We start from the raw sequence: 13,363 nt of genomic DNA on the forward strand, positions 1-13,363 counted from the left end.
CCAAGTGCCCTATCCCATTGTCTGCTGTTGCAACAAAGTGGCGTAACGCCCCCCGCGAGCGAGTAACTCTACGTGGTTACCACTCTCTACGATGTGTCCTTTCTCCATTACCAAAATACGATCGGCATTCTCGATGGTAGTTAAGCGGTGGGCAATAACAAACGTAGTGCGATTTTTCATCACTTCTGCCAAGGCAGCCTGGATATGCCGCTCTGATTCATTATCCAATGCAGAGGTTGCTTCATCCAAAATCAAAATTGGCGCATCCTTAAGCAGGGCCCGAGCAATTGACAACCGCTGGCGTTGGCCACCAGAAAGCATCTGCGCATTATCACCCAGAACAGTTTCCAGTCCCTGAGACAGCTCTTCAATAAAGTCTGCTGCGTGCGCCTGCTCAATTGCACGCAATACATTTTCCTTTGGCGCATGTTCAAGCTCACCGTAAGCAATATTTCGATAAACTGTGTCGTTAAACAGCACAATATTTTGCGACACCATACTGATATGCCTGCGGAGATCTTGCAAAGGTACCGATGAAATATCGGTACCATCCACCAGAATACGGCCACCTGTTGGCTCGTAGAAACGTGCCAGCAGGCTCACCAAAGTACTTTTACCGGAACCGGAGGCGCCGACCAATGCAATAGTCTCACCCGGCTCTACTGAAAAGCTGATATCAGATAGCACCTGGGGCGCGGATTCATCGTAGCTAAAGTCAAGTGCCTCAAAGGAAACCGAGCCACGAACTGGCTTGGGCAAATCCACATTTCCGCCTTGCGACTCCTTCGGCGCATCCATCACTTCGAAAATACTCTCCGCCGCAGCAATACCCTTCTGGATATCAGCAAAGACTTCCGACAGACTGCGCACCGGTTTTGCCAGGGAAGCCGCCGCGCCAATGTAGGCTGCGAAAACACCGGCAGTCATCGCCTCCACCATGCCCGGGGCCAACGCCAGCCATACGATAGTGGCAGTTGAGAGCCCTACCAGGATTTGGATCACAGATACACTGGCGTTGTTGGCTACCACCAGTTTCATAAACTGCCTGCGATTGTTATCGCTGGCAGACTGGAATCGCGAATTTTCGTATTTCTGACCACCATACATGCGTACCACTTGATAGCCATTAATTGCCTCTTGGGTAACATGTGTTACGTCACCCATGGAGTTTTGTATCCTGTGGCTCAACTTGCGGAAACGCTTGCCCACCGTACGCACAATCAGGGCAATAAACGGCGCAAACAAGAAAAAAGTCAGTGTCAGCTTCCAGTTCACTAGCAACAGGTATGCCAGCAAACCAATAGTGGTAAAAGACTCACGAAATAAAACCTTTACGGCCTTAGTGATAGAGTTAGTTACTTGCTCGACGTTATAGGAAACTTTGGAGATGAGGTAGGCGCCCGTGTAGCGATCAAAATAAGCACTGGGCAGCTGGCCAATCTTCTCAAACAGCTGGGCTCGCAGCTCGTGAATCACCGCACGACCCACATAAGCCAAGCCGTAGCTGCCGACAAAGTTTCCAATTGCTCTCAACACAATGATCAAAAGCATCGCAAGAGGTACCAACCAACGAGCAGTCTCCTGGGGCATAACCCCCCCGGGATAATGGGATGCTACAAACTTGGATAGGAACCCCCTGCTCTCCTGAATACCTGCACCAACAGCGTCGAGCAATAGCTCAGTAACAGCAATCAGGCTCACGCCCATGATGGAGAACAGGAAAAATCCCAGTACCGCAACAGCAAAAATGGCCAGATGCGGTCGGGCGTAGGCGAGCAGGCGTCGATAAGTGTGCGCCCCGCGCTGTGGTGTGCTCGGGGGCAAGGTTACTTTCTTCATACAGACCAATGACTGGACCCACCCCCTAAGGGGCGGGATCGCACACAAAACCTACAACCAATCGCAGTACCGAGGCAGGCTTTGCGCGCTAGTTCTCTTCCGGTTGCCGTGTAGTAATGCTTAGGTTGACAAAGCCCAGCTGTCCAGCGGCATCCATTGCACGAACCACGGCCTGGTGGTGGGCTGTGGCGTCGGCGGTTATAACAAGCGGGCGATTGTACTCGCCTGCGGATACTTCCGACAGCGCAGATTTCAAAGTGGTCAGTTTTTTATTGATCAGTGCCTGACCATCCACCGAATAGGAGCCATCTGCACTGATCAGAATTTCTACAGCTTGCGGTTGATCCGCTGCCTGAGGGCCCGCGGCCTCAGGCAGGTTCAACTTGAGATGGCTCTCTTTGGTGAAAGTAGTAGACACCATAAAAAATATGAGGAGCAGAAAGACCACATCGATCAATGGCGTTAGGTTTACCCCATCCTGCTCTTTGGTTTGGCGGCGAAACTGCATGGATTGCTACCTCGCTCAGGCCGCATCTTCGATTTTGCGGTCACTGTGTAAAGCATCCACGAGTTTTACCGCTTCCTGCTCCATAGTCACTACGATGGTATCTACCCGGCGCTGAAAGTACCTGTGTGCCATCAGTGCAGGAATCGCGACAGTCAAACCGGCGGCAGTGGTAATCAGAGCCTGGCTGATACCTCCGGCCAGTACACCCGCGTTTCCGGTGCCTTCAAGCATAATTGCCGTAAACACCTGGATCATACCGATAACAGTACCCAATAAACCAATCAAAGGGGCAACAGCAGCAATCGTGCCCAATGCACCCAGGAAACGCTCCAGGTCGTGGACCACTTGGCTCGCAGTTTCCTCAATACTGTCTTTCATAACCTCCCGCCCATGACGGGAGTTGGAAAGCCCTGCAGCAAAAATGCGCCCTAAAGGACTGGAGTCACGTAACTCTTTTAACTTGTCGGCGTTTACCTGGTTGCTTTTCAGCCACCCCCAAACATCTCCTAGCAAAGTACGCGGTGCAATACGCTGGGGATTCAAAGTCCAAAGGCGCTCAATACAAATTGCAATTACGGCAACAGAACAAAGCAGGATCGGCAACATCAGCCAGCCGCCAGATTTTATTATTTCAAACACTTTTTTGGCCCCAAACAGCGAGAGGGATTTTCGTAATTTTCTTCTGCACTTGAGATGCAGGATGGGCACTTTATCACAGCTACTCCCGGCGGCTAAGTCTTCCAGGTAATCCTTCGCTATCAGTGTGACTCGCATACCAAAATCGCGGAGCCGACCGCGCGATAAAAATTTCAGGTTCTAGAGCGTTTTCCCCCCAGAAAAATTCAACCGCGCCACTGTCGGCAGTATTGAAAATTCGCGCACCAACTTCATGATACCGCGCAACCACATCTGAGTGTGGATGACCAAAGTGATGACGAAATCCCGCACTGAAAACAACATGTCTGGGCTTTGCCCAGTTCAACAAAGCCATGGATGATGAAGTCTTTGAACCATGGTGAGGTGCCACCAGTACATCCACTGGAACAAACTGCGGATAAGTCATTACCAGGCGGCGCTCTACTGCAGCACTGATATCACCGGTTAGCAATATCCGTACCTCACCCCATTCAACCAGGGCAACACAGCTGTGGTCATTCTCCTCACCAGTAACTGTTACTTGCTCGGGCCAAAGCCAGCGGATATTAATATCACCAAATTTTTCTTCTTTGCCCGCAACGCAAGTTTTGGAGAATACATCCAAGCCAGCCGCTAATTTTTGCCCTAACTTTCCTGGTGCGTACAGGTTGCTAACAGATTTACCAGACAACACCCCCTCAACGCCCCCGGCGTGATCCTGATCACCATGGCTGACAATCAGCGCATCCAGTTGATCAATTCCTCTACCACTGAGAAACGGTGCAACAATTGTATTTCCCGCACTCCATCCGGAATTCGAAACCGGCCCGGCATCAACTACCAGCTTACCCCGTGAAGAATAAAGAACTAAAGCCAGGCCCTGCCCTACATCCAACACAGCAAATGTGAGCCCCTCACGCTCAGTTGCAGGTAGAGGCAATACCGGTTGAATCAGAGGTAACAGGAATAGCCACCCCAGGTTTCTTCCCGGCATTCCCCTCGGCATCAGTAACATCAGCAGGCACCCCGCGACAACTGATAACATCAACACACCCTGGGGAGGGCTCAGAGCCTGCCAGGTGGGCAAGTATCTGTCAGCTCTCTCCAATAGCTGCAAGAGAAGGTCCAGCTGCCATCCGGCAAAACTGAGAAACAAATGCCCCAACGCCGTGTTTATTAACAAAGCCCCCAACATCAAAGCTGGCAGGATTAGCAAGCCCAACCACGGAATAGCGAGTAAGTTAAGCAGTAATCCGCCGCTGCTGTAACCGGAAAAGTAGACAACTGAAGGTAGTATCAAGCCCAGCGCGACCAGCCATTGGCTACGTAGCAGCTGAAGAAAAGCATTGAGAGTATCTGCAACCCTGGGTAACGACCGCCAACCCCCTTCCCTACCTTGGTCCTGGTGTCCCTTCCCAATCACCTGTCGCCCACCGAAGCCGAGGAGCAACGCCGCTACTGCAGCGAATGACAGCCAGAATCCAGCTTCGTAAAAGGCAAGAGGCTGAATCACCAGTACAAGCGTCAAAGCCAGAGCGAAAGCAAATCCCGCACCTATCCTACGGCGCCACTGCCAGGCGAGTAGCAACACCCATGTCATTACCATCGCCCTCTGGGCTGATAGCGGTGCGCCAGCCAGCAGGGTGTAAACCAAGACCCCGGAAGACGCCAAGATGACCGGAAGTAACCTCAGGCTAGCGCCAATAAACACACCAGCACTTCGACTAATCATATTACCGATCAGCAGTAGAAAGCCCGCAACCATCCCAACGTGAAGTCCAGAAATGGCCAACAAGTGCGCTGTCCCCGTCCGCTGCAATATTTCACGTTCCTCTCCACTGAGCCCACTGCGATCCCCTAGTAGCAGCGCAGCCGCCAGTGCAGGCCTTTCAATCGGCAGTTCTCGAAGAGCTTCACGAAACACATCGCGTATTTTCGCCAGTCCCCAGCCCTGCCCCAACCATTCTGGATTTAGATCTTTCGGGCGAACATAGCCAGTTGCATACACACCACGACGCAATAACCAGCCCTCGTAGTCAAACCCATAGGGGTTTACACTACCCCGCGGTCGCTTTAGACGGACGGGCAACCTCCAATGACTGTTACCTCGCAATTGAACAAGAGCGCTCGGAGTTACTCGGTACCAGGTGAGATAGAGAAGACTCCCAGAGACAATATCTTCATTCGTAGAGACCACTTTAGCCTGAAAGCGTATATTGACACCCGGATCTCGCTGCCAGCTCCCTCCGTCTACTGAGCGGATTTCTGGCAAAGAAGTGACTTCTATATCCAAGAAATGATCTGACCCATGAGCCCAAAGAGGCAATCGTTGATCCAGGACTGCCTGGTTGGAAAATAGTGCCCAGGACGACCCAGCAAAGGACACTAAAAGAATGCCCCATAGACTGATACGCTGCGAAGACGGTGCCACAACAAGGCTTACTACCAGGTAGCCACCCAATAGCTCTGTGGGCCGGGGCAATACGGGAAGTAGCCCAACCAATACAATTGACAGGGAAAACACCCATAGCCACACAATCGGCCCGCCAAGTATCGGTACCCTAGATCCACCAGCTCTTCTTTCTCCTTTGGCGACAGGGGAACCTGTCAGCCTGCGGCCCATTGCTATCAATAAGAAATACTCCCTGTAAGGAATCCACACAAAGGCTTCATCTACAAAAGATATACAGCTGCACCACTCAAGGCTTAAAACGACGTGATTTACAATTTTCAGGCTGCCTTAACTGTTATTAATGGCACCGCCTGGTCATATTTTTTTAAGAAAAGTGCCATCTTTAACATGTTTGTAATATTCAAGTCGCAAAATCCGCACCAAATAGAGGGACAGCCAACAAACAGAACGGAAGGCCACCCCTCAACCCAAAACCATAAACTGTGCGAGACGACTATGAATAAGACCGCTCTCTCTCTGGCCATCGTTGCCATGATTCCTACAATGGCCAACGCCCAAGATGAAGGCGATGTACTCGACTTTTACGGCAAAGCCAATGTCACCTTCCAGGCTGCTGATGAGGGTGATGGCTCTGAAACTGACGTTCAGAGCAACGCTTCCCGCCTGGGCGTTAAGGGTGAAATCGCCCTGACCGACGGCATCAAGGGTATCTACCGTATGGAATACGAAGTAGATATGGACGGAGACGCCGATGACACCTTCTCCCAACGCAACATCTACGCTGGCCTGGAAGGCGGCTTTGGTCAGGTTATCGCGGGTAAATTTGACACCCCGCTGAAAGTTGCGCAGAAGAAAGTTGACCTGTTCAACGACCTGGAAGGCGATATCAAAAGCCTGATTACCAGCAGCGACAACCGCGAAGAAGATGCCCTGCAGTACACTACTCCTTCTTTCGCTGGCTTCAAAGCTTCTGCTGCTTATATCAGCAATAAAGGCGAAGTCATTAACGAAGAAACTGGCGAAGAGCGCAACAACGGTATCTCTGCTTCTGTTGCCTACGATAACAATGGCGTTTTCATGGCCTATGCATTCGACCAGGATGTTGAAGGCCAGGACATCGACGTTCAACGCTTTGTAGCCCAGTACAACATCGGCCCTGTACAGGTAGGTGCGTTGTTCGAAGACCAGGAAGACGCTGCTGGCAACAGCACCGACGGCTGGATGGGCTCTGTAGCCTACAAAATCGAACAGTGGACTATGAAGGCTCAGTACGGCCAGTCTGATATTAAAAAGGAAGGTGGTGAGACCTACAGCCTGGGCCTTGACTACAAGTTCAACAGCTCTGCCAAAGTATTCGGTTTCTACACCGACGAAACTGCTGATGGCGACTACGACCGCAGCTATGCCGGTATCGGTGCTGAGTACAAGTTCTAATTATTGCTTTATAGGGCAGTCATCCAAATTGGGTTTGGGTTGAGCAGTTTGGCTGTCATATATCTTTAGAACTTAAGAAAAGGCGGCCTCTGGCCGCCTTTTCTGTATCCACTTTAAGCGAAAATTGAATTGGTCAAATTACCAATAAATCCATAAATCTATTTACCGGCGTCTCCTCAAATTTCTTTTGTGCTTTGAAGAGATCAATGATTTTTTCCGCCCGATGAGGAGGAAAACGCGAGAGCAGGTTTGACCTGAACTTTTCCTCTAGCAACGGCATACCCTCCTTACGTCGGCGTCTGTGCCCCAATGGATATTCCACTTCAATCTTTTCTGTCTCGCTACCATTCCTGAAAAATACCTGGACCGCGCTGGCAATAGATCGCTTGTTCGGGTCGAGATACTCATCGCTATAACGCTTATCCTCAACAACTTCAATTTTTTTACGTAACTCATCTATTTCCGGATGATCCTGGTGAAAATCATTCTCATAACACCCGGCGGACAAATCTCCAAACAGCAGGCCGACTGCAACAATATATTGAAGACAATGATCTCTATCCGCGGCATTAGCCAAGTGACCTGTTTTGGAAATAATCCGAATTGCCGACTCATGGGTAGTGACTACAACCTTATCAATATCTGCAAAACGTCCTTCAATCTTTGAATGCAGAATAATCGCCGCCTCACAAGCTGTTTGACTGTGGAACTCGGCTGGGTAAGAAATTTTGAACAAAATATTTTCAATAACATAGGAGCCGTACTCCCGGGAAAAGTGAAATTGGCGATTTACCGGCGCCTTTATTTTCTGATCGGCATTGGTTTTACTGAAAGAAACATCATAGAACCCCCACTGCTTTGCTGTCAGCGCGCTAGGCACCCCCATTTCCCCACCCAAAGCCATTTCAGCCAGACGCACTCCCCGGGATGTGGCATCTCCTGCAGCCCAGGACTTACGGGAACCAGTATTAGGCGCATGTCGATAGGTACGTAAAGCACTGCCATCCACCCATGCCAGAGAGACTGCAGCCATCACCTCTTCCCGGCTCCCCGCTTTTAACCAGGCCGTCACTGCCGCCGAAGCTACCCGCACAAGTAAAACATGATCGAGTCCCACACGATTAAAGCTGTTAGCCAGTGCCAATACACCCTGGATCTCATAGGCTTTAACCATTGCCTCCAGGACTGTTCGCATCTTTAGCGGGGGCTCCCCAACGGATATCTTCTTCCGGGAAAGATAATCACTGACCGCCAATATGGCCCCCAGGTTATCAGATGGATGCCCCCACTCTGCCGCAAGCCATGTATCATTGTAATCCAGCCAGCGAATGGTAGCGCCTATATCCCAGGCGCTCTTTACCGGGTCCATACGGAATTGGGTACCCGGCACACGGGCCCCATTAGGCACCACAGTGCCCTCTGCCAGAGGACCCAATAATTTAGTGCATTCAGGAAAACCTAATGCCAGACACGCACAACCCAGAGAATCCATCAAGCAATAGCGGGATGTTCGCCAAGCCTCATTAGAATCAACCTGGAATTTGAGAACATAATCAGCAATATCCTGTATCACCTGATCATAATCTGGGCGGTCAGCCCGGCTTGAATCAGAACACATAGCTAAGAGCCTGATGCAAAAAACAAAAGGAAATTACACAAGTTTAGCTGTTTTCGACAACGCCACTAATCAGTTTGAAGTGAGATTCTCGACCCGAAGCTTGATAATCGAGAAAAATATCTTGATGATACTGGCTCCTGGAATTTACGACCGCCACATTAAGTCGGCCTGCCAGACCATTACTATTTAAGACACCAGCTTGTGAGGGATTTAGGGTGCACCCGACGCGATATTGTTTGAAATTAGACATTAGGCTAAGGGTTCAATTCCCCCCCCAAAAAAACTAACTCGCTCGAAACAAAGAGACCTAACTTTAAGAGCCCCCAGCAGGATTATGTTAAATTGCAAGAAATAGCCGCTAAAACAAAAAGAATATACTGCGCTAAAGAAACAGTATTATTCCGCCAGGGACAAGAATCCAGAAAAATCTATTTTATTCATACAGGCTATGTTCTTATCCATAAAGTGGATTTTCAAGGCAATTCTGGGCTTGTAGACTTATATGGACCAGGCTCCTGGTTTGGCCCCGGCCTAGGCGGGAATTCACAAGATATCGAAGCAATTGCCAAAATAGGCTGTGAGCTAGAGGTAACCTTTCCAGAAAATCTCAATACACTGATGCTTTCTCTGTCACAAACCCCAGAAGACCTTATAGAGCATTTAGCCAACAGGGAATCCCTGTTGCAGCAGCGTATATTTCAGCATATCACCGCACCACTGCCTGTAAGATTAGCAAGCTTGTTATCTCAACTCTTTTATTTTCGGGGGCAACCCTGCGCCCACGGGCATGAACTGGACGTTAGGCTTTCCCAGTCTGAGTTAGCGGCTATGGCCGGCGGCAGTAGACAAACTGTCAGCCAGCTACTTAACCGTTGGAAACAGGAAGGCGTAATCGATTACACACGCCAACATATATGTTTACTTAACAAAAACGCCCTCAAAGACTTAGCGCAAGGCTAAATCCAATTTTTTTGTCAGCTAGCTGACAGTTCATCACCCCTCGCCTCCCTATACTTTCAAAATATTGAGGGCCAGAGTTAATCCTCATCTCTATTGAATCAACATAGGAAGAGACGTCATGCGGACCATCTGTTTAGCGACACTGGGAATTCTCTTTAGCTTGCAGGCCATAGCCAAGGAAAACCTAAAGTCCACATTCAGTGATTTCGTCGATCCACGGGGAAATATCACCTTGCCTAAGGATTACCGCCAAAACTGGACCTTTCTCGGCTCTTATCAGGTAAAGTCCTCGAATGGCGAGGGATGGGATACCCACAATGTTTACACCCAACCTGCGGCAGTTAAAGCCTTTCGTAACACCGGAAAATTCCCGGATGGCGCAGTACTGGTAAAAGACGTCAACAGCACCAAATCAGAACCACTTACTACTGGTTTGGCATACTACTCCTCTGATCTCCAGTTCACATTTATGATGGTAAAGGACACTGAAGGGCGATTTCCCAAAAACGAGGCCTGGGCCGAAGGCTGGGGATGGGCTTTATTTAAGCCAGGAATAGCCAAAAGTGAAACTGAAACCTGGAAAGGCACCGGGCTTAACAACTGTTTTGGATGTCATTTGCCTGCCAAGAATAATGACTGGGTATACACACAGGGTTATCAGCAGGTCCTGCAGAACTAAAAAGTAAACAGCAAAAATCAGAGGTTAGAGGTCTATTATTCGGCTAGAGTAACAGCATAGATTCCCTCCATAACAGCTTATCACCCCCACCCCAGCGCTAATTGATTTATATCAATTAGCGCGATCTTGAATACCGTTAACATGCGGCCGCGTCCGACTATTCCACTATGAGTTTTTCCGTGTTTAAACCTGAGTTACTGTCCCCCGCAGGGACTTTAAAAAATATGCGATATGCGTTCGCCTATGGTGCCGATGCCGTTTATGCCGGCCAGCCCCGCTACAGCTTGCGTGTGCGCAATAATGAATTTAAAAATATTGAAACCCTGCGCCTAGGCATAGAAGAAGCACACCAGCAGGGAAAACAGTTCTATATCGCCTCTAATATCGCCGCTCACAACGACAAAGTTCGCAGTTACCTGCGGGACCTGGAAGAAATTGTCGAAATGGGGCCTGACGCCCTGATTATGTCCGACCCAGGTCTGATAATGATGGTAAGGGAGCGCTGGCCTGATCTGCCAGTCCACCTATCCGTGCAGGCCAATGCGGTAAACTACCAAACCGTAAAGTTCTGGCATCGCCAGGGGTTATCTCGGGTGATACTTTCCCGGGAACTGTCCCTGGATGAGATTGAAGAAATTCGCCAGAAAGTGCCCGAGATGGAGTTGGAAGTCTTTGTCCACGGTGCGCTCTGTATCGCCTATTCCGGGCGCTGCTTGCTATCCGGTTATATGACCCATAGAGATGCCAACCAGGGCGCCTGCACCAACTCCTGCCGCTGGCAATACCAAGCTCATGAAGCCAAAGAGAATGAAGTTGGCGAGTTGATTCATGTGCAAACCCAGGAACCTATCCAGCAACCCGCCCAGCAACCCACCTCCGCCAGTGAAAGTACTTCCCAGGCCTTTTTACTACAGGAAGAAGGTCGCCCTGGAGAATATATGCCGGCCTACGAAGATGAGCACGGTACCTACATCATGAACTCCAAAGATCTGCGGGCCGTACAGCACGTCAAGCGCCTCTCGGAAATGGGCGTTCACTCTTTAAAAATCGAAGGTCGCACCAAATCCCACTACTATGTGGCTCGCACTGCTCAGATCTATCGTCGCGCGATAGACGATGCTGCAGCAGGAAAAGACTTTGACATGAAGATGATGGACGAATTGGAAACCCTCTCGAACCGGGGCTACACGGAAGGTTTCTACCGTCGCCATCCACCAGCAGAATACCAGCAATATGAAAAGGGGTTGATATCAACTCCGGGCCAACAGTTCGTAGGCGAGCTTATTGACGGAAGTCCTGAGTATTTGACGATTGATGTTAAAAATCGCTTTGAGCGCGGTGATCAATTGGAGTTAATGACTCCCAGCGGTAGCTTGTTCTTCCCCTTGGAGCAAATGGAGAATACGGAAGGCAAAGCGATCGATGTAGCTCCGGGATCCGGGCATATCGTGCAAATACCCCGACCAGAGGGGGTTGATGACGATCAACTTCAACAGGCGCTATTGGTCAAAGCTCTGGGATAACCCTCGGCCTGTAATTTGCACTATGGCTTATCAAGCTCTTCGTTTTGCAAATATATTTTGTTAAAGGTGTAGTGGTTTAGACAATCTACCGGATTCACTAAGCCACGACACCTTTATTCCCACTACATCTCCACAATTTTACTTGTGAACCTATCCTCAAAATGCATTGGGTAATCGTTAAACCTCTCAAGTGACTGCCCACCTCATAATATTCAAACCGTCCTGTATTTCCCCACCATTCACCGCAAGCAACTGGTTCTTGTACCAATTTTCCTGCATTTTCAGCCTCACCTAAAACCCTTTTAAAGCCCTGAGTTTTGATCACAAAAATATGCTCGACAGTACTAATTACAAGATAAAAATCCGCCCTACCTCGGAGTTCCAACAGGAATACACCCTTTTTAAATAGTTATGATTTTCCACCTCTAACTCGCCTCTGCATCAAGGTTTCACAGTAGAAAAGCGTGCAACGATTGCTTAACCAAGGAAATGCCGCAATATGGATATTCTTAAACCTAAGAAACGCCCCCTGATTAAGCACCCTTTAATGCTAGGTGGTGCTGCTCTTGCTTTTGTGGCATTTACCAGCACCCTGTTGTTACTTCCTGACAGCGCCTACAAGGTTGAGCGGGAACAGCTGATGTTGGGTACCGTCCAACGGGGAGACCTGCAGGTTGTGGTAGATGGCTACGGTAGGCTGCGTTCAGACAAGCAGACTTTAATTACCGCCCTAACCGCAGCGAATGTTGAAAAAATCATGTTGCGTCCCGGTGCAGAAGTACAAAGTGATAGCATCATTATGCAGCTGAGTAATCCAGAGTTAATGCGCGACCTGGATGCAGCCGAAACCTCCCTGGAACAAGAGGAAGCTAATCTGCGTCGGCTTGTTCTGAACAACCAGCGCGATGTTCTCGCGGAGGAAGCCATACTCGCGGAACTGAACTCCAATTACCAAGTGATCAAGTTGCGTCGCGAAGCTGAGGACGAGCTGGTAAAAAGTGGAGTGGTTTCCCAGCTCACCTACCAAACCACCGTCTTACGCCAGGAACAGATGAAAAAACGTGTGGACCTGCAAAAACAGCGTATCAACCATCTGCGCAAAGTCGCCGTCGAATCAGAGTTAATCCAGCGCGAGCAAATCAACCAAGCCCAGACCCAATTGCAAAGTATCCAGCAACGTACAGACCGACTGACAGTACGCGCCGGCCTGGACGGCATACTGCAACGACTACCGGTAGAGCTGGGGCAAGGTGTCGATCCCGGCCAGGAGCTGGCATTGATCGGCAGCGAGACAGATCTACTCGCCCTGGTTCAAGTACCACAATCCAAAGCAGAGCAACTGGAAGTTGGCCAGCCCGCTGAAATTGATACCCGCAGGGAAAAAGTCGAGGGTGTGGTAACCCGTATTACTCCTGAGGTTCGGGACGGCAATATTGAAGTGGAAATTGCTTTTAGCGCGGGCGCCCCGGAGTCTGCCAGGCCACAACTCAACGTCGATGCCCGGATCTTCACCGCCACGATGGAAGATACACTGTTCGTCGAGAGACCTATCAATGTGCAAAGGCACAGTGAGACCAACCTTTTCCTGATTAACGAAAACGGGGAGGAAGCGGCACTCCAGCCCATCAGCTTCGGCGAGGAGTCGGGCCGATACATCCAGATCACCCAAGGCGTCAATGAAGCGGACCGCATCATCCTCTCGGATATGGCCAATTTTAATGAAGCTGAGCATATCCAGATTATTGACTAAAGC

General features: G+C 49.8%; 10 protein-coding genes. 5 read left to right on the forward strand and 5 right to left on the reverse strand.

The window, feature by feature from the left end; translation table 11 throughout:
• Positions 1 to 9: 9 nt before the first annotated feature.
• The 4 genes from msbA to ACJJI7_RS18745 form a co-directional block, all read right to left on the reverse strand.
• Positions 10 to 1,839 (reverse strand): lipid A export permease/ATP-binding protein MsbA, encoded by a 1,830-nt coding sequence (gene msbA / locus ACJJI7_RS18730; RefSeq protein WP_444901522.1) that lies wholly within the window; start codon positions 1,837 to 1,839, stop codon positions 10 to 12.
• An 88-nt stretch (positions 1,840 to 1,927) separates the two neighbouring features.
• Positions 1,928 to 2,347 carry an ExbD/TolR family protein gene (locus tag ACJJI7_RS18735; RefSeq protein ID WP_020412947.1) on the reverse strand — a complete coding sequence of 140 codons (420 nt, stop codon included), beginning with the start codon at positions 2,345 to 2,347 and terminating at the stop codon, positions 1,928 to 1,930.
• A gap of 15 nt (positions 2,348 to 2,362) precedes the next feature.
• Entirely contained in the window at positions 2,363 to 2,986 is a 624-nt protein-coding gene (locus tag ACJJI7_RS18740; RefSeq protein ID WP_020412948.1) for a MotA/TolQ/ExbB proton channel family protein, read from the reverse strand.
• Positions 2,987 to 3,065: 79 nt separating this feature from the next.
• Positions 3,066 to 5,606, reverse strand: a complete 2,541-nt coding sequence (locus tag ACJJI7_RS18745; protein WP_475717143.1) for a DNA internalization-related competence protein ComEC/Rec2 — start codon at positions 5,604 to 5,606, stop codon at positions 3,066 to 3,068.
• 285 nt (positions 5,607 to 5,891) lie between these two features.
• Between ACJJI7_RS18745 and ACJJI7_RS18750 the strand changes: the two genes are divergently transcribed.
• The gene (locus ACJJI7_RS18750; RefSeq protein WP_282953379.1) at positions 5,892 to 6,830 is read left to right on the forward strand and encodes a porin; all 939 of its coding nucleotides are present in this window, start codon (positions 5,892 to 5,894) and stop codon (positions 6,828 to 6,830) included.
• Positions 6,831 to 6,963: 133 nt separating this feature from the next.
• Here the strand turns inward: ACJJI7_RS18750 and ACJJI7_RS18755 are convergent, their stop codons facing one another.
• A complete protein-coding gene (locus ACJJI7_RS18755; RefSeq protein WP_282953378.1) occupies positions 6,964 to 8,448 on the reverse strand; it encodes a bifunctional 2-methylcitrate dehydratase/aconitate hydratase in 1,485 nt (494 codons plus the stop codon).
• Positions 8,449 to 8,790: 342 nt separating this feature from the next.
• On the opposite strand from ACJJI7_RS18755, the gene ACJJI7_RS18760 reads away from it, so the two are divergent.
• The 4 genes from ACJJI7_RS18760 (at position 8,791) to ACJJI7_RS18775 (ending at position 13,360) form a co-directional block, all read left to right on the forward strand.
• Positions 8,791 to 9,408: a Crp/Fnr family transcriptional regulator gene (locus ACJJI7_RS18760; RefSeq protein ID WP_020412953.1), complete on the forward strand. Its 618-nt coding sequence runs from the start codon at positions 8,791 to 8,793 to the stop codon at positions 9,406 to 9,408.
• A 118-nt stretch (positions 9,409 to 9,526) separates the two neighbouring features.
• Positions 9,527 to 10,087, forward strand: coding sequence for a cytochrome P460 family protein (locus tag ACJJI7_RS18765; RefSeq protein ID WP_282953377.1), 561 nt, complete (start codon positions 9,527 to 9,529; stop codon positions 10,085 to 10,087).
• 224 nt (positions 10,088 to 10,311) lie between these two features.
• Positions 10,312 to 11,610, forward strand: a complete 1,299-nt coding sequence (trhP, locus tag ACJJI7_RS18770) for a prephenate-dependent tRNA uridine(34) hydroxylase TrhP (RefSeq protein ID WP_444901520.1) — start codon at positions 10,312 to 10,314, stop codon at positions 11,608 to 11,610.
• A 499-nt stretch (positions 11,611 to 12,109) separates the two neighbouring features.
• Positions 12,110 to 13,360, forward strand: a complete 1,251-nt coding sequence (locus ACJJI7_RS18775; protein WP_282953375.1) for an efflux RND transporter periplasmic adaptor subunit — start codon at positions 12,110 to 12,112, stop codon at positions 13,358 to 13,360.
• The last annotated feature ends 3 nt before the right edge of the window (positions 13,361 to 13,363 follow it).

The organism is Microbulbifer variabilis (assembly GCF_056232115.1).

Bases quoted from the DNA above. Each gene is read 5' to 3' on its own strand.
- ACJJI7_RS18765 (WP_282953377.1), top strand. From the start codon at position 9,527: ATGCGGACCATCTGTTTAGCGACACTGGGAATTCTCTTTAGCTTGCAG.
- ACJJI7_RS18755 (WP_282953378.1), bottom strand. From the start codon at position 8,448: ATGTGTTCTGATTCAAGCCGGGCTGACCGCCCAGATTATGATCAGGTG.
- trhP (WP_444901520.1), top strand. From the start codon at position 10,312: ATGCGATATGCGTTCGCCTATGGTGCCGATGCCGTTTATGCCGGCCAG.
- ACJJI7_RS18750 (WP_282953379.1), top strand. From the start codon at position 5,892: ATGAATAAGACCGCTCTCTCTCTGGCCATCGTTGCCATGATTCCTACA.
- ACJJI7_RS18745 (WP_475717143.1), bottom strand. From the start codon at position 5,606: ATGGGCCGCAGGCTGACAGGTTCCCCTGTCGCCAAAGGAGAAAGAAGA.
- ACJJI7_RS18735 (WP_020412947.1), bottom strand. From the start codon at position 2,347: ATGCAGTTTCGCCGCCAAACCAAAGAGCAGGATGGGGTAAACCTAACG.
- ACJJI7_RS18775 (WP_282953375.1), top strand. From the start codon at position 12,110: ATGGATATTCTTAAACCTAAGAAACGCCCCCTGATTAAGCACCCTTTA.
- msbA (WP_444901522.1), bottom strand. From the start codon at position 1,839: ATGAAGAAAGTAACCTTGCCCCCGAGCACACCACAGCGCGGGGCGCAC.